Genomic DNA, 24,920 nt, shown 5'->3' with positions numbered 1-24,920 from the left:
CCTGAAGACCCAGCCGGCCCGAACAAGCCACAGACCCCGTGGGAACACGGCGAACGGCCAGCGGCTACCCAGACCAGGAGGACATGGTGAAGGTCGGGTTCATCGGTCTCGGCAGCATGGGACTGCCCATGGCGCAACGGCTCCAGGCCGCGGGGCACGACCTCACGGTCTACGCCCGCCGCGCTGCCTCGATCGAACCGTTCCGAGGCACGAACGCCACCATCGCGGCGACCCCGGCCGCCATGGGCGCAGCGGTCGACGCCGTCGGCATGTGCGTCTTCGACGCCGCGGGAGTCGAGGAGGTCATGTTCGGGCCGGCCGGCCTGGCCGAGACACTGCGCCCAGGCGCCGTCGTGCTCGTGCACAGCACCGTGTCGCCCACCCAGATCCGCGCCATCGCCGAACGCGCCGCGACACACCACGTACGCGTCCTCGACGCGCCCGTCAGCGGCGGCGCCCCACGAGCCCAGACCGGCGAGCTGACCATCATGATTGGCGGAGACGCCGCCGCCCTCACCGACGTCAACGACCTCCTGTCAGCCCTGTCCAACCACGTCATCCACCTCGGCGCGATCGGTGCGGGCTCCCACGCCAAGCTCATCAACAACACCCTGTTCGCCGCCCAGATCACACTCACGGACGACGCCCTGCAAGCCGGCACGTCCCTCGGCGTCGACCCCGCCGGCCTCGCCGCGGTCCTCATGACCAGCAGCTCAGCCTGCATCGCCTCCGGACTGCGGCTACGCGCCGGCTCCACCGCCAATGTCGCCGCCTCACCCGCCGGCCCCCCGCTGGTCAAAGACGTCCACCTGATGACCGAACTACTCGGCAACGCCCCCGGCCACGAACTCCTCGACGTCGCGCACCGATTCACCACCGCCGCCCATCCATGAGCCACCTCCGCCACCCGTCGCCCTCGCCGCGGAATGCCAGGACAGGCGGACAGCCACCGCGGACAGGACCTGGCCGCTCGGCCGGCCGGCCAACTCCCGGACCACCGCCCCGACCTGCCCGGCCAGACGCCTGGTACGCCGCTGGTAACGCTCCAGCACGCCCGAGACCTCCTCCCGGAACGTCTAGCGGCAACCCCGCGTGCGACACGAGGCGTCGGACCCGCACGACCACGACCGCCCGACGCCCGGTATGTCACCCAATGTCCAGTCGGCATGGTCGTGTACCCGCGATGACACGGCCCCGCAGACCGGCCAGGCCACCGGCGCGTCCCGCGTCCGGGCTCGCAGCCGAACCAGCTCACCGTCGGCCGCGACGTTCTCGAAGACCATGGGCGCCGGCCTCCTGCACGCCGTGCAGATTACGAAGGCCGCCGCGCACTGTTCCAATACGCGGACGGCCGACTTTTCTGCCGCGCAGGCTTTGGAAGATCAGCCGTTGGAATCCGCGACCGAGGACCGAACGACGTGCGGCGAAATGCGGGTGGTTAGCCCGTCATTGCGCGAAGCCGGTGGCGAGGCCCGCAGGCAGGGCCTGCTTCACCGGGCGCGCGCGGAGGACGTGCTGCACTGGCCGCAATACCAGCAGCGCCCGATCTCCGCGGAGACGCTACGGAATCGGCTCCACGTGGCCGCTGCCACGGCCCGCGGGCTGGCCGTCCAGCTCCGCAACGAGATACACGTCGCGCTCGATGGCCTGGTCCGGCCCCGCCGTCGTAGAGCCTGCGTCACAGGGTTGTTTCGCGCCGATCGGTGACGCCGGGATCGCGGCCATGATCTCAGGGTCTGTGGTCATTGCCCGCGCTGTGGGGTGAGGTCAGGGGACCACATCGGTGCGTCCGATGAGGTTGTCGAGGTGCTCGGCGCTGAAGTTGGACACGCCGATCGCCCGCACCCGCCCGTCGTGTTGGATGGGGTGGCCGGCTACCAGCCGGTGGGCAGGTACGGAACGAGTTCGGGCTCGGGGCCCAGGCCGAACGACCGAAAGGCCATGGCGACGAGCTCGTACGTGCCGACGGTGAACACGAGGTCCATGAGTTGGCGCTCGTCGAGGTCCTGGGCCAGCACCTTCCAGGTGTCAGCGCTCACCTCGGCCGTGTCGATCAGCTCGTCGACCGCTTCGAGCAGGATCTGGTCGGCCGGCGCCCATCCGGGCGCTCCTGGACCTTCGATGATCCGGGAGATCTCGTCGGCGGTCATGCCGGCGTCCTCGGCAAGGACCACGTGCTGGGCCCATTCGTAGTCACATTTCCGCAGCGCGGCGACGCGGAGGATGAGCAGCTCTCGCTGCCGGCTCGATAGTGTGGACCCATAGAGGACGTGGCCGTTGAGGACGAGAAACGCCTTCGCCAGATCCGGGTGGCGCGCGAACGTGCCGATCACGTTGGCTCCGGCAGGGCGGATGCCCCCTCTGGCGGTCGGAGTGGTGCGCTTGGCGGCGGTGGAAGCGCGAAACTCCTCGACGAAGGTCTTCAGTTCCTGGGACCAGTCCGAACTTGGCTGAGGTGAAATCCGAGCCATCGTCCCCACCCTCTGTAGTGTTGTGTCAATCCGTCACGCGCGGGGCGGACACGGAGTCGGCTCCGCTGATCTGAAGCCGAGAACGCGGACTCGTGGCCCGACCTGCTGGCAGGCCTCAGCGAGCCGGCGAGCTGGGCCCGCGCAGCCTTCTGCGGCGGCTCGCTGAGGACATGAAATTCAGCCCGGCGTCGTCAGGTGTTGCGACCGCCGTTGACGCCGATGGTCTGGCCGGTGATGTAGCTGGCTTCCTCGCTCACCAGGAACGCACACGCGGCGGCGATGTCCTCGGGTCGTCCGATGCGGCCGACCGGGGTGGCGCTGGTCTGCTGCTCGACGTTCATGAGGCCGTCCTTCTCGGTCTGGCGCAGCATGGGACTGTCGATGAAGCCGGGCGAAATGGTGTTGACGGTGATGCCCATGCGGCCGAACTCGCGGGCGAGAACCTTGGTGAGGCCGACGACGCCTGACTTGGCGGCGACGTACGAGGCCATCTGGGGCGCGCCGCTGTGGACGCTCGACGAGGAGATGTTGACGATGCGGCCCCAGCCCTCCTCGATCATGTCGGGGAGGACCGCCTGACAGCAGTGGAAGGTGCCGGTGAGGTTGACGGCGAGGGTCAGGTTCCACAGTTCGGCGGTGGTCTCGAGGAACGGGCCGTGCGGAGAGATCCCGGCGCTGTTGATCAGGATGGTCGGCCGGCCCAGCCGCGACCGTACCTCCTCGGCCCCCGCGTCGATCGTCGCGCGGTCCGCCACGTCGACGGCCACCCCCATGGCCTTGCCACCCGCGGCCTGGATCGAGGCGGCCAACGCCTTGGCGGCCGCACCGTCGCGGTCGAGGAGCGCCACCAGGGCTCCGTCGGCCGCGAGCCGCCGGCCGATGGCCGCACCGATGCCCGAGGCGCCACCGGTGACGATGGCCGTGCGCCCGCTCACTGGATCGGCTCGTCGCCGAGGAGCGTGCTGCGGTGCATCTCACGCGGCGTGCCGCGGTCGAACGGGCAGGCCCGGTGGACGAGGCCCAGGTTGTCCCAGATCACCATGTCCCCGACCGACCAGGTGTGCCGGAGCACCCGGTCTGGCGTGGTGGCCCGGTGCTCCAGATCATCCAGCAGGGCCCGGCTCTCTTCGGGGTCCATGCCGACCACGTGCGCCGTCGTCGCCCCGAACACCAGTGAACGCCGCCCCGAGCGGTGCTCCCACACCAGCGGGTGCTCACGCGGTGGCCGCGACGGAGAGTTCCACTCCGCCAGCTGCTCGGGGGTCGGGTTCGGATAGCTGAGCCGCTGGACCGCCTCGAACGTGTGGATCACCCGCAGCTTCGCGAACCGCTCCTTCTCCTTGGCGGAGAGGTCGTCATAGGCGGCGTACGCGCTGGCGAACTCCGTCTCGCCGCCCTCTGACGTCACGACGTGCCCGCTCATCACCGAGGCCTTCGGCGGCGCACTTCCGTCCAGGGCTCCGTCCATGTGCCAGAGGTCATTGCTCCGGAAGTACTCGACGTTCGGGTTTCCCGGATCGAAACTGATCTCCATGATCTCCGGGATCCGGTAGCCCTTGAAGCGCACGGGCTCGCCCAGCCGCCGGCAGAACGCGACCTGCGCCGCGTCGTCGATGTGCAGCTCGCGGAACAGCAGGACGCCGTTCTCCTCTAGCGCCGCCATGACCGCCCGCGGCACGTCCTCGTCGTTCAGCAGGCGGTCGACATCGATGCCCACCACCTCGGCGCCGACAAACGCGCCCAGCTTCTCCGTCGCAATCGTGGCCATTCGTCGCTCCTTCCTTGCCTCGAACGGTCGACTCGTCATGGAATGATCAGGGGGCGCGGTTTCTGGACTGTGCCGGATAACGGCCTGAGACGGACGGTCTTCATCCGGCGTACGTCAGCCCGAGCCCGAGCTCTGTAGCCGCTGGGTGGCCAACTGGCGGAGATCGCCGATCTTGATCTTCGCGCTGCCGGTGAGGACGATGTCGTCCTCGTCGAACAGGAGAACGTGCCGCGGGACCTTGTAACTCGCCAGGCGGTCCCGCAGGAACCCGCGAATCTCCCCGGTGTCGACGGTCGCGCCCTCATGGCGGACGACGCAGGCGACGACGATCTCACCGAGCGTCTCGTGCGGCACGCCGACGGTGCGCCCCACCTTGACGCCGGGACAGCCGGCGAGCACCTCGTCCACCTCGCGCGGTGAGACGTTCGCGCCGCCGGTCTTGATGATGTCCGTCAGCCTGCCTTCCCAGAAGAGCAGCCCGGCGTCGTCCAGATAGCCGCCGTCACCGGTGCGGAAGAAGCCCTCGGCATCGAGCGTCTCGTCGAGCGGCGTGCCGAGGTAGCCCAGCATGAGCGTGGGCCCCTTCACGCAGATCTCGCCCCGTTCGCCGCGCGGAACGACGGCACCGGTGAGCGGATCGACGACCTTGAGCGTGTTTCCCGGCAGTGGCGGGCCACTGCTGTTCTGGTGCGTCTCGTGCGGGGTGTTGGCCGGAAAGCAGGTCGAGATCGTGAACGTCTCGGTGTTCCCGTAGGCGTGGCCCGGCTCGGTCCACGTGGTCGACACCGTCGGGTGCCGCGCGATCGCGGTGTTGACGTCCGCGAACCGCATGCTGCTGAGGTCCGCCTGATCCCAGTTGGGCGCCGATTCGAGCTGCGCCCACTGGTGCGGCCAGGCGAACGGGAAGTTCACCCGCTCCGCCTGCATGAGCTCGAGCGCCTCACCGGGGACGAAGGTGGGCTGCAGCACCAGGCTGCCGCCGCTGGAGAAGGCTCCGCCCAGTGCCATGCCGAAGTTGCCGGACCAGAAGAACCCGTTCGCGGTCCAGCAGCGGACGTGGTCCGCCGGGGTGAACCCGTACAGGCGCCCGAATCGCCACAACTGCGCGGCGACCCCGCGATGGGAGTTCAGGATGCCTTTCGGCCTGCTGGTGGTGCCCGACGAGAAGAAGATCAGGGCGGCGTCGCACGGGTTCGTCGCGGCGCCGGTCGCCTCGACCAGTTCGCGCGGCTGGTCGCGGCCACGGGCCAGGAACCCGTCCCAGGTTTCGACCGTCTCGCCCGGCGCGGACTCGCCGAGCGCCACGAGACGGCGCAGGAAGGGGAACCTCGCCGACTGCAACGTGCCGGGAGCGGCCTTGGCGATCTCCGATTCCAGCTCGAACAGGACGCTGACGAAGTCCTTCGTCAGCACCTTGCGCTCGACGAGGAGCACGGAGACTGCCGAAGCCCGCAGGAGGTGATCGAGCTCGGCAGGCGTCGAGAACGTGCTGAGCGCGACCGCCACACCGCCCGCGAGTGCCGTGCCGAACACCGCGGAGATCCATTCGGGACGGTTGGTCATCAGGACGCCCACCCGGGTATCCCTGCCCACGCCGCACGCCCGCAGGGCGCTCGCCACCTCGATGGCGCGTTCCCAGAGCTCGGCGTACGTCCAGCGTTCGACGCCCCGGGCCGCGCGCAGAACGAGCGCCTCGCGCTCCGGGTACCTCGTGGTGACCTCGCGCAGGAAGCCGGGAAGCGTGAGCGGCCCGAGCCCCGGCTCCTCGCTCAGTGGGAGGCCCCACACGAGCGAGGGCGTGCCGGCAGGCGGGCCGTCCGTCTGTGCACCCATCGTCTAGGCCTCTGTCGCTTCCCGGTCGCTGCCGAACGGAAGCTCGACCTCGGCCGTGCAGTCCACCAGCACGCCGCCGTCCTGGTTGGTGAGGCGCAGCTTCACCTGGACGAGCGGCATGCCCCAGACCGAGTCCGTCTCCTTGCCGATGACCTCGGCATCGAAGTAGGTCACGTCACCCTCGAAGGCGGGCAGCCGGAAACTCGCCTTGGAGTGGCGCACCATGCCGTTGTGGCCGGCCCAGTAGCTGAGGTAGTCGGTGCACCAGGCGCCCATCGTGGCGCCGTAGCCGTAGGCGCGCACCATGCCGACCTCGCTGGCCTTGTCGGCGTCGATGTGGCCGCGCGAGGGACCGACGTACAGGCCGTCACGCAGGCGCGGGTCGATCCGGGCGCCTTCCTCGTCGAAGCTGAAGCCCTCCACCCAGCCCGGGTCCTGGTTTACCCACGGATCCTCGATGCCGGGCGGCGTGGTCCAGTGGAACGCGCCCCAGATGTTGAACAGAAACGCGCGGTACTCGGTGGTGAAGCTTGCGATGCTGTGCGGGCCGATCACACGCCGCGGCAGCGTGTCGCCGACCTTCACCTCGTCGAAGTGCGGCGACACGCCGAGGCGGTTCGACAGGAGCCAGCCGTGACGCGCCTTCTCGATCTGCGCCAACCCGGTGGACGTCCAGCTCTTCTTCTCGCCGAGCTGGTTCTCGTACATCCCGCGCTTCCCGGCCTCGGAGGCAAGGTACCGGATCGCGGTCGAACGCTCGCGGGCCACCAACGCGCCGTGCTGGTTGGTGTGGACGGTGTCTCCGCGGGAGAACATCGTGGGCCCGGCAAACCTGGTCTCAGCGACCTTGTAGTCGTGGAAGCGCCGCTCCTGGAAGAGCTTGTCCCCGGCCCGGACGGGACAGCCGTAGAACCACCACTCCTCGCCCCCGAAGATCAGGTGGCTGCCGGGGATGTATCCCACGCAGGCGGGCGCCACGCCGTGCCCGAAGTCCAGGCCGACCGCGATGGACTGTGGCGCGACGAGTCCACCGAACCTGGACTTGCGGGCGAACTCCTCATCCCAGTGCAACGGGTTGGGGTAGTCCATCGCCATCGCCCAGCGGCGGATGTCCGAGGAGCTGCACGGATCCCACAACTGCCCGCCGCCGACCGGCTTACCCAACCGGTGATCGACATCGGAGAGGTCGAGCTCGACGATCTCCGGCTTGGTGGCCTTCTTGGTCATCTTGCACTCCCGACTATCGATTGACGTCGACGACGATGCGGCCCCGCACCTTGCCGTCCAGGAACCGGTCCGCCGCGGCGATCGCGTCCGCCAGCGCGATCTCCTCGGCAATCACGTCGAGCGCCTGTACACCCAGGTCTCGCGCCAGGCGGTCCCAGGCGGCGAGCCGAGGCCCCGCGGGCGCCATCACGCTGTCGACGCCGAGCAGCGACACGCCACGCAGGATGAACGGGGCGACCGACGCCGGGAAGTCCATGCCCTGGGCCAGACCGCACGCGGCGACCGTGCCGCCGTACCGCGTCTGCGCGCAGGCGTTCGCCAGCGTGTGGCTGCCGACGGAATCGACGACGCCCGCCCACCGCTCCTTCTGCATGGGGCGCCCGGCGCTGCCCAGCTCGGAGCGGTCGATGACCGTCGCCGCGCCGAGCCGCCGGAGGTACTCGGCCTCCGTCGCCTTCCCGGTCGCGGCGGCGACCTTGAACCCGGCCTTCGCCAGGAGCGCGACAGCCACGCTGCCGACACCACCCGTCGCCCCGGTCACGAGGACCTCGCCCTGCTCCGGGCGCACACCGTGGTTCAGGAGGGCGTCCACGCAGAGGCTCGCCGTGTATCCGGCGGTGCCGATCGCCATCGCCTGCCGGGAGGTGAAGACGGACGGCAGCGGCACGAGCCAGTCCCCGTTGAGGCGGGCGCGCTGGGAGAGGCCGCCCCAGTGGGTCTCACCTACGCCCCAGCCGTTGAGCACCACGAGGTCGCCCTTCTTCCAGTCCGCGTGGGTGCTGTCGGTGACGACGCCGGCGAGGTCGATGCCCGGCACCATCGGGAACTTTCGAACCACGGGCGACTTCGCGGTGATCGCGAGGCCGTCCTTGTAGTTCAGCGTGGAATACTCCACGTCGATGGTGACGTCCCCATCGGGGAGCGCTGCCTCGTCGAGGTTCGTGACCGTGGCCGTCTGCCCCGCGTGGCCCTTCTCGATCAGAATCGCGGAAAACATCGGAGATTCTGTCCCTCCTCGGTCTGTCAAAAGCGCGCGCCAAACTCGGCGATCCCGTGCCACCTGCGATCGAACCAGGTTTGTGGAGCCGACTTGGAGGCGCGGCTCGGCCCAGTGAAACCAGGTCCGCGGGTACCCACGCCGTGAGCGTGGACGGCTGTTCGTACGGCGCCCTGGCTGCCACTTCTCCGGGTTTAAACAAAAACTACGGCGCAGTCAGCGTCTCAGGTCGGAAAACGAGGCGAAGAATGCGGAGGATCTTCCCTTGGGCGGGCCTGGTTAACACCTGGTGCCGCGGTCGGACAGTAGTCGGACCATCTTTCATTCTATCAGCCGGCCTCCTCCGGCGAGTATCCGAGAATGGCCTTCGTCTCGAGGTACTCGTGGAAGGAGAGGTCGCCCCACTCGCGCCCGTTACCGCTCTTCTTGTAGCCCCCGAACGGGGCCTGGAAGTCGAACGCGTCGTTGACCACCACCCAGCCCGAGCGGATCCGCCGCGCCACCGCCCGGGCCTGCGCGAGGTCCTTGCCGGCGACCTGGGAGGACAGGCCGTACTCGGTGTCGTTGGCGATCTCGACGGCCTGGTCGAGGCTGTCGTAGCCGATGATCACCAGTATCGGCCCGAAGATCTCCTCCCGAGCGACGGTCATGTCGTTCGTGACGTTGGCGAAGACGGTGGGCCTGACGTAGAAACCCTTCGTCAGCCCGTCCGGACGTCCGGTGCCGCCGGCCACCAGCGTGGCGCCCTCGTCGATGCCCTTCTGGATCAGCGTCTGGATCCTGTCGAACGCGGAGCCCGACGACACCGGCCCGATCGCGACCTCGGTGTTGGGGTCGCCGACCGTGGTGTTCTCGGCCGCCGTCCGCGCGATGGCGATGGCCTCGTCCATCCGCGCGCTCGGCACCAGCATCCGGGTCGGCGCGCTGCAGGTCTGGCCGGAGTTGCCCATCACGCCGCCGACGCCCTTGACGACGTTCTCGACGAAGGTCTCGTCGTCGAGCAGGATGTTCGGGCCCTTGCCGCCCAGCTCCTGAGTCACCCGCTTGACGGTGGGCGCGGCGTTGCGGGCGATCTCGACGCCAGCCCGAGTCGAACCGGTGAAGGACACCATGTCGACATCGGGGTGCGACGACAGCGGCACACCGACGCCCGGCCCGTCGCCCTGGACCAGGTTGAAGACACCGGCGGGGATGCCGGCCGCCGCCAGGATCTCGGCGAAGATCTGCCCGGTGAACGGCGAGCGCTCCGACGGTTTGAGCACCACGGTGCAGCCGGTGGCAAGCGCCGGGAAGAGTTTCACCGCGATCTGGTTCATCGGCCAGTTCCACGGCGTGATCAGGCCGCAGACCCCGATCGGCTCCCTGACGACCAGCGTGGCGCCACGCTGCTCCTCGAACGCGAAGTTCCTGAGGTTCTCGATCGCCGTCGTCAGGTGCCCGGCGCCGAGACCGACCTGGAACCCGCCCGCGAGCGTGGCCGGCGCACCCATTTCCTCCGTCAGTGCCACGCCGAGGTCGGCCGCGCGCTTCTGGTACACGTCGAGGATGTTCTGGAGCAGCTCGACCCGTTCTTGGACGCTCGTCGCCGCGTAACCGGGAAAGGCCGCGCGGGCGGCCACGACCGCCCGGTCCACGTCGGCGGCCGAGCCGGCGGCGACCTTCCCGGCGACCTGTTCGGTCGCGGGGTTCACGACGTCGAACGTCCGCGACTCGGCCGGGTCGACCCACTGTCCGCCGATGTAGAACTTCAGATATTCGCGCATGTCTCCGCCGCTTCCGCTCGTGAGAGGCCCAACCGTGTCTCCGGGGACTGAGGCCGCCGGCGGCGCGACGGAAAATCCTGATCGCTCCCCGTTCGTCCCGCTGAACTGTCGAACGACCGGATGGCGCGGCGGGTCACTGCGTTCCCTCCGCGTACCAGGTACGGAACTCGTCGTAACTCGGCATCTCCTCCGAGTTCGCCTTCGGGTCGACCACCACGTGGATGACGCCAGGCTTGCCACTGGCCCAGGCCCGCTTGATGGCGGGGGCGATGTCCTCGTCGCGGTCGACGTACTCGCCGTAGCAGCCGAAGCCCTCGGCGACCTTGTCGAAGCGCGTCGCCGTGCTCCAGTGCGTGCCCGTCTCCAGCGAACCCTGGCCGAAGGTCCGCTTGTAGACGCCCACCTCGAGACCCCAGGCGTAGTCGACGGCCACGACGCAGACCAGCGGCAGGTTCAGGCGGGCGGCCGTCTCCAGCTCCGCGATCTGGAACTGGAACGACGAGTCGCCGGTGACCAGCATCACGGGGCGCCTGCCGTCGTCCGCCACCGAGGCGCCGATGGCGTAGGGAAGCCCGGTGCCGAGGTGCCCGAAGTTCTGGTTCCAGATCACGTCATGCGGCTTCGCCTGCGAGTAGGTCCAGCCGAAGATCGTGGTGGCGCCGCCGTCGCGGATCATGATGCCATCCGCCGGGAAGTCCTTGGTCGCCTCGACGATCAGTCGGGCCGGGTGCACGGGGGACATCCCCGAGGGCGCCGTCTCCGCCAGTTCCGCCAGCTGGTCCGCGTCCTGCCTGATCCAGGCCGCGAGCTCCGGCGTCGCGGTCCGCGGCGTGTCCCTCAGCGCCTCGACGAGCTGCGGGACGATCGCGCGCAGGTCACCGACGAGCGGCACGTCGATCGACCGGTTGACGCCGATCGCCGCGGGGTCCTGCTCGACGAGGATCCACTTGCGGTTGGCCTCGTTCGCGACCCAGTGCCGTCCCCGGCCGTAGTGGACCGGCTCGCCGAGCTCCGTGCCGATGGCGAGGCACAGGTCGGACTTCACGACGGCGTCGATCGACGCCGACGAGAAGCCGTAGGGGAAGGTACGGTCCTCGAGCCCCTTGATGAACGAGGTGCCGCCGGAGGTCTGGATTGCCGGGCAGGCCATCAGGTCCGCGAGGGCCCTGACCGACTCCCCGGCCCGGGCGGTGTGCACGCCGTGGCCGACAAGGATGATCGGCTGCCTGGCCGCGTGGATGAGCTCCGCCGCCTCGGCGATCACATCCGCGCCGGCCGTCTGGTTGACCAGGCGGTACTTCCTGGGCTCCGCCGCCGGAGGTACGTCGAGCTCCTCCTGGATGATGTGGGAGGGGTACTCGATGTAGACCGGGCCGGGAGTTCCCGACAGCGCCCTGCGCAGGCCCTCACGGATGACCTCGTCGGTCTGGTCCGGGTACTCGATGCTGGCGCAGTACTTGACCGAGGGCTCGAAGAGCTCGGCCTGCCGCACGAACTGGATACGGCCGCGCCGGACCCGCTGCTCGGTGATCCGGGCACGCTGGCCGCCCAGGAAGATGACCGGCGAGTTCTCGACCTTCGCGCACATCATCGCGCCGGCCAGGTTGGCGACACCCGGGCCCAGCGTGCCGACGCACACGGCGGCCTTGCCGGTCATCCGGGAGACCGCTTCCGCCATGAAGCCGGCGGCCTCCTCGTGGTGCGGGGCGACCACGTTCCAGCCGCGTTCCTCGGCCAGGTGGAACATGTGCACGAAGTTCGGGTCCGGAATGCCGAAGATCGTGCTGATTCCCTCGGCCTCGAACAGGTGCAGGATGCGCTCGTGGACTTTCACCTTCATTGGTGGTCAGACCCCTTCGTGGCCATCGCGAAGCTGTTGACGATGTGGTCGACGTGGGCCGAGGGGACGACCGGCAGCACCCAGGGGTCCCGGACGTCGCGGATGCGCTCGATGTCCGCCGCGACCTGCTCGACCGTCCAGGAGGGCCGGTAGACCCCCGGGCTCTCGCCGACGAAGGCCCGGGCCAGCCGGCCGGCGATCGACACCAGGATCTCGCCGGTGATCGAGCAGGACTCGTGCGCCAGCCAGCCCACCGCCGGCGCCGTCAGCTCCGGTCCCATGGGTGGGTAGGCCGAGGTGTCGATCCCCTCGGCCAGCCTGGTGACCGCGGCGGGGACGATGACGTTGCACTTCACGCCCGAGGCCGCCCCCTCCAGCGCGACCACGTTGGAAAGTCCGATCATGCCCGCCTTCGACGTGGCGTAGTTGGCGATCCCGTGGTTGCCGTACAGGCCGCCGATCGACGAGGTCAGCACCACCCGGCCGTAGCCCGCCTGGGACATCAGCGGGAACGCGGCCCGGACCACGTGGAAGCCACCCCGCAGGTGGACGTCCACGACGGCCTCGAAGTCCTCGTATGCCATCTCCGACAGCGACGCCGGGCGGTGGGTCCCGGCGTTGTGGATGAGGACGTCGAGCCGGCCGAAGTGGTCCAGTGCCGCCTGGATGATCGCCTGGCCGCCCGCCGGGGTCGCCACCGAGTCGGTGGAGACGACGGCCTCTCCGCCGGCCGCCGCGACCTCCTTGACGACCTCCTGCGCGGGACCCGCGTCGACGCCGTCGCCGCGCGTGCTCACGCCCGGGTCGTTGACGACGACCTTCGCCCCCTTCGCGGCGAGTAACAGGGCATAGGCACGGCCCAGGCCCCGACCGGCACCGGTCACCACGGCCACGCGGTCGTCGAATCTCAGTTCAGCCACGGGAGATTCCTCTCACGACAGGAGCCACCGGCCCGGTGTTCGTCACTTGTCCAGCTCGAGGCCTGCCAGGTCGCCCGCGTCGCGCCAGCTCTGAAGGAGCTCCTCCATGGCGTAGAAGCCGGGCCAGTAGGGGTCGCCGAGAACCGAGCGGATCTCCTGCTCGCCCTCGTTGTTGTAGTAGCCGGGGGTGCACTCCCGGGCGTAGTTGGTGTTGTCGATCGCGGACGCCCGGATCGTCGCGACCCACTCGTCCTGGGCTTCCGCGGTGGGCTCCACGACGGAGGCGCCGCGAGTCAGCGTCTCCTTGATGATGTAGGCGATGTGGACGGCCTGCTGTTCGAACATCGCCGGCACGGCCGCCGTGATACCACCCTGGATGTACCCCGTGAAGAACTGGTTGGGGAAGCCGTGCGTCATCGTGCCGTGCAGGGTGCGGTAGCCCTTGGCCCAGTTGTCGTAAAGCGAGAGGGCGTCGCGGCCGGTGAAGGGGTGGATGGCGAGCCTGCGGTCGAGATCCGTGGTGATCTCGAAACCGCTGGCGAAGACGATGCAGTCGACCTCGTGCTCCACGCCGTCGGCGATGATGCCGCCCGTGGTGATCCTCTCGACGCCCTTCGACCTCGATACGTCGATGAGGGAGACGTTCGGGCGGTTGAAGGTCGGCAGGTAGGCGTCGTTGAAGCACGGCCGCTTGCACAGGAACCGGTAGTAGGGCTTCAGCGCCTCCGCGGTCGCCGGGTCGTCGACGGCGGCGTCGATGCGCTGACGAAGCCGCTCCATCACCTGGTAGTCGACGATCTCCCGAAGCTCCATGAACGTCACCGGGTCCGCCAGCGCGGCCCAGCCGTTGGTGGCGTCCAGATGCGCCTGCAGATTGCGGCTGATCTCGGTCCAGTTGTCGCAGATGAGGTCGGGCTGGCCTGGGGCGAAGGCCTCGTACGCCGCGGTGTGGAAGTTGCGCTGCCGCTCCTTCTGCCACCCCGGCCGCAGGGTCCTGACCCATTCGGGGTCGGTGGGGACGTCGCCGCGCTCGGCGATGGAGGACGCTGTGCGCTGGAAGACGTAGAGGTGCTCGGCGGTCTCGGCGATGTGCGGGATCGCCTGGATACCGCTCGCGCCCGTGCCGATCACGGCGACCTTCTTGCCGGCGAGCTTGTCGAGGCCGCCGAACAGGTCGCCGCCGGTGTACTGGTAGTCCCAGCGAGCGGTGTGGATCGTGTGGCCCTTGAACTCCTCGATGCCGGGGACGCCGGGGAGCTTCGGCTTGTTGAAAGGGCCCTGGCACATGACGACGAAGCGGGCGCGGATGTCGTCGTTCCGGTTGGTCCCGATACGCCACCGCTTGATCGACCCATCCCACTCCAGCGACGTGATCCGCGTGCTGAAGATGGCCTTGTCGTACAGGCCGAAATGCTTCCCGATGCGCTGCGCGTGCTCGAAGCACTCGTCCCCGCGCGCGTACTTCTCCTTCGGGATGTAGCCGGTCTCCTCGAGTAGCGGCAGGTAGCAGTAGCTCTCGGTGTCGCACTGGATGCCGGGGTAGCGGTTCCAGTACCACGCGCCGCCGAAGTCACCGGCGTGCTCGAGGATCCGGAAGTCGGTGACACCGGCCTCCTTGAGCCGGACGCCGGCGGTGAGCCCCGCCCAGCCGCCGCCGAGAATCGCGACGTCGATGCTCTCCGAGATCGGCGGGCGCGGCACGGTCGGCGTGTACGGGTCGGCCTCGAAGAACTCCTCGAAGTCGCCCTCGGCCACGAGGTACTGCTTCTGCCCCTCGGGGCGGATCCGCTTGTCCCGCTCCGCCAGGTACCTGGTCCGCAGCGCGTCATGGTCGATCTCTGGCGTCTGCGTGGGTGCGCAGTTCTGCATGCGAAGTCCTCGCCTCAGGGCTCTTGTGCGGGTCGTTCGTCGTGGGGACGGCGTTTCCGGCGATCAGGCGAGATCGCTCGGCGCACCCGTTCCCATGTACGTGGCCAGGTTGTGATGCAGGTTCACCACGCTGCGCTCGCGGTACGGGTTCGGCTTCGGGCCGGAGAAGCCGCGCGACTTCATCCCCTGCTGGACGGCGGCCATGTTGGAGAAGTCCTGCGGCAGGACGGTGCGCCAGCGCGGGTCGTCCGCGGGCGTGAACTCCCACTCGGTCGCCGGCTCCTCGCCGGCAGGGAAGAGTTCGTACACCGCGGCCTCGAAGATGCACTTGTCGGGGTCGTAGCCGAACGGCCGGGCGCTGTAGCACAGCATGTTGTTCAGCGCGTGGCCGATCTGGAAGTTCGGGAAGATCTGCCACGCCGTGCCAGCCTGGGCGACGTCCCGCGGGTCGACGGTCGGCCAGATCACTCCGCGCGCGGCGTCGTCGCGGCGCGCCGAGGCCAACCAGTGCGCCAGGACCTCACCGGGCGGCGTTCCCTCCGGCAGCTCCTCGGTCAGCCGCCGCGCGGCGTCGACAAGGGTCCGAGTGGTGTTGGTGTTCGAGTTCTCCCAGGTGAAGTTCTGCAGCTCGATCGTCGAGCGCCGGGCGTCGGGGCCGCTGCCGACCCGCAGCTTCGCCTGGTTCTCGTCCATGCCCTTGGGCGCGTCGTAGCCGATGTTGCTGTGCTTGCCCTGCGCCCGGGCCCACCCGAGGAAGTTCCCGAAGTTCATGAACTCCGGGTGGGTGTACGGCACGTGGTAGGTCTCCATGAAGGCCTCGAGGGCGACCTTCCAGTTGCAGTCGAAGACCAGCCACTTCCGCCAGCGATAGCGCATGTTCTCCAGCTGGAAGGGGTCGAGCAGGGTGGCCGCGGGCTCGAGATACTGCCGCAGCGGCTCACAGTCCGGGTCGAGGTTGATCCAGACCCAGCCGCCCCAGGTGTCGACCTGGACCTGCTTGAGGCTGATGACCTCGTCGGTCAGCCCGCACGGCCAGTCCTCGCGTTCGGCCGCGAAGGTGTTCTCGCCCTCCAGGCTGTACCGCCAGCCGTGGAAGCCGCAGACGAACTGCCGGCGCTGCCCGTGTGCGTTACGAGCGCCGTCCGGGGTGTCCACCAGCCGGCGGCCACGGTGCGAGCAGACGTTGTGGTACGCGCGGATCCTGTCCGCCGCCGTGCGTACGATGATGAGCGAGTCGTCGAGGATCTCGTAGGTCAGGAAGTCGCCGACCCCGGGAATCTCCTCGACCCGGCCGACCTGCTGCCAGACATTGGTCCACAGCTTGTCTCGCTCGGCCCGGGCGTACTCCTCGGAGAGATAGGCCTCGACGCCGATTGTCATCGGTCGTGCCAGCGCCTCCGCCGGCGCGGAAACCGCCCGCTGGACGTTGTCGACAGTTTCGGTCATGACATTCTCCAACCCGCGCCGGGAGATAATCGGTACATGGGTGGGTCGGCGCCTCGGTTACGACTGGTGTCGGAGGAAACGCTGGTGAGATCGTCCTGGGTCAGCGCGTGACAGCGGCGCGAAATCCCTCGTCCTTGAGGAAGAGCGAGGTGTTGTCGGCGCCGAGGTGGGTCCATTTCAGATTGAGACCGCCGTCGACCAGGATCGTCTGCCCGGTGATGTAGGAGGACAGGTCGGACAGCAGGAAGAGGATCGCTCCGGCCTGTTCCTCCGGGCGGGCGCGCCGGCCCATGGCGATGGCGCGGGCGTCGCGTTCGGGGTCCTCGTCGACGTAGGTGCGCGAGGCTGGGGTCGCGGTCACACCGGGGGCGACCGCGTTGACCCGGATGTCGTCCAGGGCCAGCTCGACGGCCATGGTGCGGGTCGCCGCCACCAGCGCGGCCTTGGCGGTTCCGTAGCCGATGTGGAACGGCGCGGTGTTCAGGCCGCTGATCGAGGAGATCGAGACGATCGATCCCGGCCGGCCCCGCTGCTTCAGCTCGGCGGCGACGGCCTGGCTCATGAAGAACATCGTCTCGAGGTTCCACGTGAACAGGTCGCGCCAGTCGTCCCGGGTGACCCGGGTCGAGGGCATCCAGGTCGACGTCGCGGCGCCGCCGGCCACGTTGACCAGCCCGTACAGCTCGCCGTCCGCCTCTGCCGCGGCCGCCATCGCGGTCGCGACGCCCTCGTCGGTGGCGGCGTCGGCCGCGACCGGGACGACGGCGAGCCCTTGGGCCACCAGGGGCTTGATGTGGGTGTCGAGGTTCACCGGGGACCGGCTCACCGCGATGACGGTCGCTCCGGCGCGGGCGACCAGGCTCACCACCGAGGTACCGATGCCACCGCCGGCCGCGCCGGAGACGATGACGACACGTCCGCCGAGGTCGATGAGGTCGTTGGCCATGAGGGCGCTCACCCGTCCTGGCGAAAGGCCAGGACGCTGCCCTCGGCGTCAGCGGACAGGTAGATCGTGCCGTCCGGCCCGGCGGCGATTCCGGCGAAGAGGCCCTGCGGACCGGAGAACGGCTGCAGCCCCTTCAGTGGCTTGGGCTCGACCCCGAGCGGGGGACCGACCGGCAGATCGCGGGCGATCGTGGCCCGGGACTTGCTGCCGAGGTCGACCTTGACCAGCGACTTGGCGCCCGCATCCACGATCAGGAGCTTCCCGTCGCGGACGAGGATGCCCTGCGGTGTCTCCAGGCCGTCCACCACCGTGTCGACGCCGGAGCTGGCGACCGAGACGACCCGACCGGCGCCGGACTCGGAGACCAGGCAGGTGCCGTCCCCGGCGAACGCCACGCCCATCGGCCGGTCCAGCCCGGAGGCCAGGGTCGCGACCTGCCCGCCCCGCACGGACACCACGCGGCCGGCGCCGAGCTCGGCGGCCGCCACGCCGCCGTCCGGCCCGATCGCCACGCCGTAGAGCTGGTCGAACGGCTCGGTTTCGCCGGCCAGAATGTCGTGTTCCATGGCCGCTGGCCGCCACCGCGCGAGCTGGCCGTTCGAGGTGGAGACGATGAACTCGCCTTCACCGACGGCGGTTACCCCGCGGATGTATCCCGGCCAGCCGGGGCTGAACAGGAAGCCCATCATCCGCAGGTCGCCGCCGGGCGGCAGGAAGTAGAAGTAGGTGCCATCGGAGACGTACAGGATGCCGTCGGGCCCCACGGTGAGGTCCAGCGGCCAGGTCAGCCCGCCGGGCAGCACCTGTCGGGTTCCGCCACCGCCGCCGAGGATCTCGGTGATCTGCCCGGTGAAGCTCGACACGAACAGCCGGTCCCCGACGAAGGTCAGGTTGTCCAGCCCAGGAGCGATGCTGGCCAGGGTGGTGCGCTCACCGTTGCGGGGGTTGATCCGCAGCACCTCGCCAGTGCCGACCTGGGTGGAGATGATGTAGCCCTCGGCGTCGAACTTCACCGCGTCCGGGACGCCCAGGTCGCCCACGACCCGCTCGGGCTCGCCGCCGTCGACGTCGATCCGCCAGATGTCGTTGGTGCCCAGCACCGGATAGTAGAGCTTGCCGTCCGGACCGAACTCCATGGCGTTGGGCATCGGCAGGTTCTCCACCAGCACCCGGGGAGCGCTGCCGTCGGCGTACATCTCCAGCAGGCGGCCGCCGATGCGGCATTCGTCGATGAACAGCCGGCCCTGGTGGATGGTGATGCCGTTCGCGCCCGGCACGTCGTCGCGCAGCACCCTAGTGCTGCCGTCGGTCTCGCGCACGGCCACGCGCCCGTCGTAGTACTCCGTGGCGTAGAGGTTGCCTTGGGCGTCGAAGGCGACATCGTCGGGCGCGACGATGTCGCCGCCCTGCGCGCTTACCGTGGCTAACTCGCCGGTGTCGACGTTGAGCGCGCTGATCTGGCTGCCGGCGACCTGGGCTACGTAGATACGGCCGTCGGGACCGGTACGCAGCCCGTTCGCACCGAATAATCGGCTCGGTGGGGTGAGTCTTTCCAGGCTCCATCCCTCAGCGAGGCTGGTGGACGTGGGGCTGGTGTAGCGCCCCCCTTGCAGCAACATGGCGACGGGCTCCCAGAAACATCGTCGTTAAGGAAGACTATTGGCGTGGGTGTACGAGAAACTCGCTCAGCAAGGCCCGGGTCTGGTGGATCTGAATACGAGGAGCTTTTTCGCGGCGGACTGTGAAGAGCAGGCGCGCCGAACGGTCGCGTGACGGTGGAAATGACCGCCGGGTGGGGCTGCCCGCCCGGTCCAACGGTAGGGCCAGATCCCGCGCTGACCCGGGCGGCGCGGTCGGAACCGAGCACCGGCGCGGCGCCGCCTCGGTCACCTGCGGCGGGCCAGCCCATCATCCTCACCTCTCCCGACGCTCGACGACCAGAAGTTGGACTACCATTCCATACTTGGGGTCCAAGTGTCCATATCCGACCGCCGCGGTGGCGCCTCGTCGAGCGCGGGCAGCCGGGTCGGTCAGGCCAGCGCGGACCCGGTCTACCCAGGCCCTACTGCGTCGGAGAAGGACCGAACCGAGAACTGGAGACGTATGAAGGTGATCTCCGCCGCCGGCGACCTCGACCTCAGCCAGGTCCTGCGCCCCGGCGACCGCATCGTGATGGGCCAGGCCTGCGGTGAGCCGACCTCGCTGGTCGAGGCGTTGATAGAGCAGGGCCGCGGCATCGACGGGCTCTCGGCCTTCATCGCCACCAGCTTCTCCGGTCTGTTCACGCCGGCGGCGACCAACAGCTTCTCGCTGTCCAGCATGGGTGCGATCGGCGTGTTGCGCTCGCTGACGAAGGCGCACAGGCTCAGCGTCATCCCCTGTCACGTCAGCCAGGTCGGGCCGATGATCGAGACCGGGCTGATCGGGTGTGAGGTCGCCTTCGTCCAGGTGAGCCCGGCCGACGCGAACGGGCACCACAGTCTCGGCCTGATCAGCGACTACGTGCGGGCGGCCGTCGCGAATGCGCGCGTCGTCGTGGCGGAGGTGAACGACCAGGTGCCGTTCACCCACGGCGAGCACGTGTCCGCATCCGAGATCGACTACGCCGTGCCGGTCTCGCGGCCCCCGGTCGAGGTGCCGGCGGCGAAGATCGGCGAGATCGATGAGGCCATCGCGAAGCACGCCGCCACCTACATCGAGGACGGCTCGGTCATTCAGACCGGGGTCGGCGCCGTGCCGGATGCCATCCTCCGCCAACTGCACGATCGCACGGATCTGGGCGTGCACTCCGGCATGCTCGGCGATGGTCTGATCGAACTGGTCGAAGCGGGTGTCGTCACCAACGCGCGCAAGCGGATCGACACCGGGGTCTCGATCAACGGCGCGCTGATCGGCACCAGACGCCTCTACGAGTTCGCCGACCACAACCCGCGGATCCGCATGTGCGCGACGTCCTACACCCACGACGCCGGCGTGCTCGCGCAGCTGGACAGGCTGGTGACCATCAACTCGGCGATGGAGGTCGACCTGACCGGCCAGGTGAACGCCGAGCAGAACGGCTCGGCGTACCTCGGCGGCACCGGCGGCCAGGTGGACTTCGTGCGCGCCGGCGCACGCTCGCCGGGCGGCCACGCCATCATCGCCCTGCCTGCCACCGCCAAGAACGGCACGGTCAGCAGGATCACCGCCCGGCTCTCCGGGCCAGTCACCACCGCGCGCAGCGACGTCGACGTGATCGTCACCGAGTTCGGTGCGGCCGAGCTCAGGGGCCAGACCCTCGCCGAGCGGACCCGCCGGCTGATCGCCGTCGCTCATCCCTCCTTTCAGGAGGAGCTGGCCCGGGAAGCCGACACGATTCAGCGGAGAGGTTTCTGATGAGTGAGGCCGTGCTGTTCGAGGCCCGCGACGACGGCATCGCTGTCATCACCCTGAACCGGCCCGAGACCCGGAACTGCCTGGCACGCGACGTCCGCGAGGGCCTGGATGCCGCCTGGTATCGCTTTGAGCGCGAGGCGGCGCTGCGCGTCGCGATTCTCACCGGCGCGGGCGAGCAGGCGTTCTGCGCCGGCGGAGACCTCACGGAGATGGTGGCGACCGGAATGCGAGTGCCGCCGCGCGACATGTTTGCCCTCCCGTACGACACGGTCGAACTGTCGAAGCCCACCATCGCGGCGGTCAACGGAGTCGCCTTCGCCGGCGGCTGGATGATCGCGCAGGCCTGCGACCTCTGTGTCGCCAGCACCAGCGCGCGGTTCGCGGTCACCGAGGTCAAGGTCGGCAGAAGCTCGCCCTGGGCCTCGCCGCTGATACACATGATTCCGCAGCGGATCATGATGGAGATCCTGCTCACCGGCCGGCCGATCACCGCGCGGCGGGCCCACGAGATCGGGCTCGTCAACCGCCTCGCCGAACCCGTGGCGCTGATGGACACCGCGCTCGGGCTGGCCGGTGAGATTCTCGCCGGCGCTCCGCTCTCGGTGCGGGCCGCGCGGGAAACGGTGATGATCGCTACCGAAATGGGGCGTTCGGCGGCCCTGAAGGCCGCCAGGTATGCCTCCGAGCACTGCTACAACAGCGAGGACGCCCAGGAAGGGCCCAGGGCGTTCGCGGAGAAGCGTGCCCCCCGGTGGATCGGACACTGAACAGGCAGTACGAGCAACTGCCGCGACGTCGCCCTGACCGCGCCGGCTCCACTCGGCCGCGGACAGCGACGGATACGCGGCGCATCGCGCGACCTCGCCGCGGTCGCTCTCCACCCGGGAGATGACCGCACGGCCGCGGGTGACCGAAGGGCGGTGGGGGACCGCGTCGCCCACCGCCGTCAGCTCTCGGCCCGCCCGGTGATGACCGCCCCTTCCGCGGTGGCACCAAGCTCGTCGATCACCTCCTGGGTGTGGGCGCCGAGCCGGGGAGCAGGGCCGGCGATGAAGCCGGGGGTCCGGGAGAACCACGTCGGTGTGCCAGGGAAACGCACCGGTCCATTCGGGGAATCCACCGTCTCGAAGAATCCCGCCTGATTCAGATGCGGGTTGTCGAACAGCTCGTCGAGGGTGCGGACGGGTGCGGCGGGAATGTCAAGGGACCGGAGCAGATCGAGCCAGTCCTGCGTCGTGTGCTCCAGGAAGGTCTCCGCCAGCCGGGCATAGACGGTGTCGATCTGGCGTGCTCGTTGCTCCAGGGTCGCGAAGTGCTCGCCCGCCCAGCTCGGCCGCACGGCATTGACGAACGCGACCCACTGCTTGTCGTTGTAGACCAGCGCGGAGATGTAGCCGTCCTTGGTGCGGTAGGGCTTCCGGTTGGGGGTGACCGCGCGGGGGTACACCGCTGGGCCCAGGGGAGGGCTGAACATCGCGCCGTTGGCATGTTCGACCAGCATGAACGCGGCCATGGTCTCGAACATGCTGACCTCGACCTCCTGGCCCTCGCCGGTCCGCTCGCGGTGGAACAGCGCCATCATGGTGGCGTACAGGGCAGTTAGTCCGCCTATCTTGTCGGCCATGATGGTGCCGACGTAGCTGGCCTCGCCGGTGAGCTGCTCCTGTACTGACGGCAGGCCGCATTCCGCCTGGATGGTGTCGTCGTAGGCGGTCAGATTCGCGTCCTGGCCGCGGCGGCCGTAGCCGTAGCAGTTGGTGTAGATGATCGACGGGTTGAGCGTGGCCACGTCCTCGTAACCGAACCCGAGTTTGTTGATCGCCTTCGCGCGCATCGAGTGGATGAACACGTCGCCGCGTCGGATGAGGGCACGTAGCGTTTCCCTGGCCTCGTCGGACCGAAGGTCCAGGACGACGCTGCGCTTGCCGCGGTTCACGTTGACGAAGACACCCGCCATTCCCGGCTCCGGCCCGACCGAGATGTAGCGGGTGTTATCGCCGGCGGGAATCTCGATCTTGATGACGTCGGCGCCCATGTCAGCCATGATCTGGGTGCAGTAGGGGCCCATGACCATCGAGGTCAGATCGACGACACGTACTCCGGACAGCGGACCTGAGTGCGTCATGCCGCGGCGCCTCGACGTATCGTGCCGTGGCGCTTACGGCGGTCGGTGACCAGCCGCGAGCCGGTGTATGAAGCACAGGAGCGATTTTCCGTCACGTGTCGACCACTCCTAGATGAAGAGACCGCCATCGCTGTGGTGGTCGTCTGTTTTGCGCTCGCCGGACCATCGGAGCCGGAACGAGGCGAACTCCTCGCAGCTCGCGTTGCTTTATCGGTGCCGCGCGTCCTGACGCCCGCTGCTGGCTAGCCCCGTGGCTCGTCCAGAGGGATCTGACGCGCTTTGAGGCATCATCGACTCCGACCGGTGCGCGCACCGGCGCACCGCCGTCGTCGCTCCCGGCGCGAGCCGCATCCGGGTGGCGGACGGTCCCTCAGAGGGGCCCATCGAGGGTGTCGGATGAATCCCTGTAAGAATAGTTGTATCAAGATGTCGTGAACAGCACACGCGACTCAGCGCAGCGCCCGGATCGCGCCCCCGGGGCCGCGACGGCTGGCCGGGGGGCGGCTGCCCCTGGCACGATCGCCGAGGTGCTGGACGCGGCGCTCGCGTCGCGCCCGGATGCCACCGCGATCGAGGCGTTCTCCGGCATGTGGTCGTACGCCGAGCTCGGCGGCCAGGCGCGACGGGCGGCCGGCGCTCTGTGGTCGCTGGGGGTACGCCCCGGTCACCGTGTCGCCGCCTGCCTGCCCAACGATCTGGACATCGTCGCGGCCTTCCACGGCGCGCAACGGATCGGGGCCGTCTGGGCGGGGGTCGGCGAGGCGCTCGCCGCGACCGAGCAGGAGGATCTGTACGACCTCTGCGAGCCAACGGTCGTGCTGGCCGGACCGCGTTGCCGGCTGACCTCGCCGGACTGTGTCGACCCCGATCGGTGGGCGGAGCTCCTCGCCCACGACGAGGCGGCCCCCGCGGTCGAGCTGGACCTCGATGCGCCGGCCGGGATCGCGTTCACCAGTGGGACATCGGGCCGCCCCAAGGCGGTCGTGCACAGCCAGCGCAACCTGCTCCTTCCGGGTGCGGTCCTCGTCGCGACCCGAGGCTGGGGACCCGAGCTGCGCAAGGGCGACAGCTTCCCGTTGACGATCCTCAACCTGATGGTGCTGTCCACACTGCTCACCGCGCAGGCCGGCGGGTGCGCCGTCATCATGAACCGGCGCGACCTCGAAGGGGTAGCGGAATGGATCTCCACGCGGCGCGTCACGGTGTGGAACGGCGCGCCCGCGCAGCTCTATGACCTCGCCGGGCGCCCTGACCTCGACCTCGGCTCGCTGCGGGAGGTGTGGAGCGGCGGCAGCGACACCCCGGACGCGCTGCGCGAGACGTTCGCCGCGGCGCACGGGCTGGTTCCCCGGGTCACCTACGGCCTGACCGAGGCGCCGACCGTGGTGTCGATCGACCCGCCCGGAGACGAGTGGCGTCCGCGCGCGAGCGGGCAGGTGCTGGGGCACTACGACGTCGCGGCCTACGACGACGAGGGCCGCCGCCTGCCGGCGGGTGACCTCGGCGAGCTGCGGCTGAGCGGAACCACCGCCGGCGCCTGGGCGGGCAGATGGACGCCGCTGCTCGGCTACTGGGAGCGCGGCGGCGTCCGACCCATCGAGCCAGGCCCTGTCCCCACCGGCGACATCGGGACCGTCGACGCCGCCGGATGGCTGACGGTGCTGGACCGCAAGAAGCTGGTCATCATCCGGGGCGGCGCGAACGTCTACCCGCTCGAGGTGGAACGGGTCATCGCGACGCATCCGGACGTCGCCAGGGTCGCCGTGTATGCGGTGCCCGACGAGCGCCTCGGGCAGCGGGTGGCCGCCGTGGTCGAGAGTGCCGGCCCGCCGCTCGACCTCGTGGCGCTCGACGAGCTGTGCCGGCGCGAGCTCTCGCCGTACAAGGTTCCGGAGATCTGGTCGCAGGTGGACGCTCTGCCGGTGAACGCCATGGGCAAGGTGCAACGCGCCGGGCTGCCTGAGCTCGTCGACCGGCACCGGAGTCCCAGCGCTACCTGACCAGTCGGCGCCGCGGCCTGCGACGTCGCGATCCGCGAGGCCGCTGCCACAGGAAGGCACCGCCGCCGACGTGGTCGGCGCCCTCCGGTGGCTCGCCGGCGACCCCGGAAGTACGTCACCGGGGCGGACCGTCGTTGTCGACGGCGGGTGACCGGGCGCTGACGACAGGTCGGGTCGGGGTCGTCCTGGCGCCCGTTGTCGGGGCCCTGACCTGGCTGATCGGCGGGCGGCGCGTCGGCGCGTGACGTGACCGTCAGCGACCAACCTGCTCGGCCGCAAGGACGGCCGTATAGAATCGGATTTTAAACGCTCTGTCGAGGAGCTGCCCCAGCCGGGAGGT

Annotated in this window: 19 protein-coding genes; 5 read left to right on the top strand and 14 right to left on the bottom strand. The window is 69.3% G+C overall.

Going from position 1 to position 24,920, the window contains the following annotated elements; genetic code table 11:
* Positions 1 to 86: 86 nt before the first annotated feature.
* A complete protein-coding gene (locus tag QOZ89_RS09705; protein ID WP_312623603.1) occupies positions 87 to 893 on the top strand; it encodes an NAD(P)-dependent oxidoreductase in 807 nt (268 codons plus the stop codon).
* Between the two features lie 388 nt (positions 894 to 1,281).
* Complete coding sequence (locus QOZ89_RS09700) at positions 1,282 to 1,707, top strand: hypothetical protein (RefSeq protein WP_071051264.1); 426 nt, start codon at positions 1,282 to 1,284, stop codon at positions 1,705 to 1,707.
* A 167-nt stretch (positions 1,708 to 1,874) separates the two neighbouring features.
* On the opposite strand, the gene QOZ89_RS09695 is transcribed toward QOZ89_RS09700, so the two are convergent.
* From QOZ89_RS09695 to QOZ89_RS09635, 13 genes are all read right to left on the bottom strand, one after another.
* Positions 1,875 to 2,471 (bottom strand): carboxymuconolactone decarboxylase family protein, encoded by a 597-nt coding sequence (locus tag QOZ89_RS09695; protein WP_071051263.1) that lies wholly within the window; start codon positions 2,469 to 2,471, stop codon positions 1,875 to 1,877.
* A 191-nt stretch (positions 2,472 to 2,662) separates the two neighbouring features.
* Entirely contained in the window at positions 2,663 to 3,406 is a 744-nt protein-coding gene (locus tag QOZ89_RS09690) for an SDR family NAD(P)-dependent oxidoreductase (RefSeq protein ID WP_312623577.1), read from the bottom strand.
* Positions 3,403 to 4,239 (bottom strand): TauD/TfdA dioxygenase family protein, encoded by an 837-nt coding sequence (locus QOZ89_RS09685; RefSeq protein WP_071051261.1) that lies wholly within the window; start codon positions 4,237 to 4,239, stop codon positions 3,403 to 3,405. The genes QOZ89_RS09690 and QOZ89_RS09685 overlap by 4 nt, the downstream gene beginning before the upstream one ends.
* A 114-nt stretch (positions 4,240 to 4,353) precedes the next feature.
* A complete protein-coding gene (locus QOZ89_RS09680) occupies positions 4,354 to 6,072 on the bottom strand; it encodes a class I adenylate-forming enzyme family protein (RefSeq protein ID WP_312623576.1) in 1,719 nt (572 codons plus the stop codon).
* Positions 6,073 to 6,075: 3 nt separating this feature from the next.
* A complete protein-coding gene (locus QOZ89_RS09675) occupies positions 6,076 to 7,299 on the bottom strand; it encodes an FAS1-like dehydratase domain-containing protein (protein ID WP_312623575.1) in 1,224 nt (407 codons plus the stop codon).
* Between the two features lie 13 nt (positions 7,300 to 7,312).
* Positions 7,313 to 8,296: an acrylyl-CoA reductase (NADPH) gene (acuI, locus tag QOZ89_RS09670; protein WP_312623574.1), complete on the bottom strand. Its 984-nt coding sequence runs from the start codon at positions 8,294 to 8,296 to the stop codon at positions 7,313 to 7,315.
* Positions 8,297 to 8,625: 329 nt separating this feature from the next.
* Complete coding sequence (locus tag QOZ89_RS09665; protein ID WP_071051257.1) at positions 8,626 to 10,059, bottom strand: aldehyde dehydrogenase family protein; 1,434 nt, start codon at positions 10,057 to 10,059, stop codon at positions 8,626 to 8,628.
* A gap of 133 nt (positions 10,060 to 10,192) precedes the next feature.
* The gene (locus tag QOZ89_RS09660) at positions 10,193 to 11,899 is read right to left on the bottom strand and encodes a thiamine pyrophosphate-binding protein (RefSeq protein ID WP_312623573.1); all 1,707 of its coding nucleotides are present in this window, start codon (positions 11,897 to 11,899) and stop codon (positions 10,193 to 10,195) included.
* Positions 11,896 to 12,819, bottom strand: a complete 924-nt coding sequence (locus QOZ89_RS09655) for an SDR family NAD(P)-dependent oxidoreductase (protein ID WP_071051255.1) — start codon at positions 12,817 to 12,819, stop codon at positions 11,896 to 11,898. The genes QOZ89_RS09660 and QOZ89_RS09655 overlap by 4 nt, the downstream gene beginning before the upstream one ends.
* A 42-nt stretch (positions 12,820 to 12,861) precedes the next feature.
* Positions 12,862 to 14,688 carry a flavin-containing monooxygenase gene (locus QOZ89_RS09650; protein WP_071051254.1) on the bottom strand — a complete coding sequence of 609 codons (1,827 nt, stop codon included), beginning with the start codon at positions 14,686 to 14,688 and terminating at the stop codon, positions 12,862 to 12,864.
* A 63-nt stretch (positions 14,689 to 14,751) separates the two neighbouring features.
* A complete protein-coding gene (locus QOZ89_RS09645) occupies positions 14,752 to 16,134 on the bottom strand; it encodes an aromatic ring-hydroxylating oxygenase subunit alpha (RefSeq protein WP_071051253.1) in 1,383 nt (460 codons plus the stop codon).
* 100 nt (positions 16,135 to 16,234) lie between these two features.
* Positions 16,235 to 17,080 carry an SDR family NAD(P)-dependent oxidoreductase gene (locus QOZ89_RS09640; protein WP_071051371.1) on the bottom strand — a complete coding sequence of 282 codons (846 nt, stop codon included), beginning with the start codon at positions 17,078 to 17,080 and terminating at the stop codon, positions 16,235 to 16,237.
* 8 nt (positions 17,081 to 17,088) lie between these two features.
* A complete protein-coding gene (locus QOZ89_RS09635) occupies positions 17,089 to 18,699 on the bottom strand; it encodes an SMP-30/gluconolactonase/LRE family protein (protein WP_071051252.1) in 1,611 nt (536 codons plus the stop codon).
* A 355-nt stretch (positions 18,700 to 19,054) separates the two neighbouring features.
* Here QOZ89_RS09635 and QOZ89_RS09630 point away from each other — a divergent pair, with 355 nt between their 5' ends.
* Together QOZ89_RS09630 and QOZ89_RS09625 are read left to right on the top strand one after the other, a co-directional pair.
* On the top strand, positions 19,055 to 20,455 hold the full coding sequence (locus QOZ89_RS09630; RefSeq protein WP_491677176.1) for an acetyl-CoA hydrolase/transferase family protein: 1,401 nt from the start codon (positions 19,055 to 19,057) through the stop codon (positions 20,453 to 20,455).
* On the top strand, positions 20,455 to 21,222 hold the full coding sequence (locus QOZ89_RS09625) for an enoyl-CoA hydratase-related protein (protein ID WP_071051250.1): 768 nt from the start codon (positions 20,455 to 20,457) through the stop codon (positions 21,220 to 21,222). Before QOZ89_RS09630 ends, QOZ89_RS09625 begins: the two co-directional genes overlap by 1 nt.
* A gap of 179 nt (positions 21,223 to 21,401) precedes the next feature.
* Here QOZ89_RS09625 and QOZ89_RS09620 read toward each other — a convergent pair whose 3' ends face one another.
* Positions 21,402 to 22,580 carry a CaiB/BaiF CoA transferase family protein gene (locus tag QOZ89_RS09620; protein ID WP_071051249.1) on the bottom strand — a complete coding sequence of 393 codons (1,179 nt, stop codon included), beginning with the start codon at positions 22,578 to 22,580 and terminating at the stop codon, positions 21,402 to 21,404.
* Positions 22,581 to 23,011: 431 nt separating this feature from the next.
* On the opposite strand from QOZ89_RS09620, the gene QOZ89_RS09615 reads away from it, so the two are divergent.
* Positions 23,012 to 24,580: a class I adenylate-forming enzyme family protein gene (locus QOZ89_RS09615; protein WP_312623570.1), complete on the top strand. Its 1,569-nt coding sequence runs from the start codon at positions 23,012 to 23,014 to the stop codon at positions 24,578 to 24,580.
* Positions 24,581 to 24,920 lie beyond the last annotated feature (340 nt).

This window comes from Pseudofrankia coriaricola (assembly GCF_032027725.1).
Lineage (GTDB): Bacteria > Actinomycetota > Actinomycetes > Frankiales > Frankiaceae > Pseudofrankia.
This window is presented reverse-complemented; position numbering and strand designations above follow the sequence as displayed.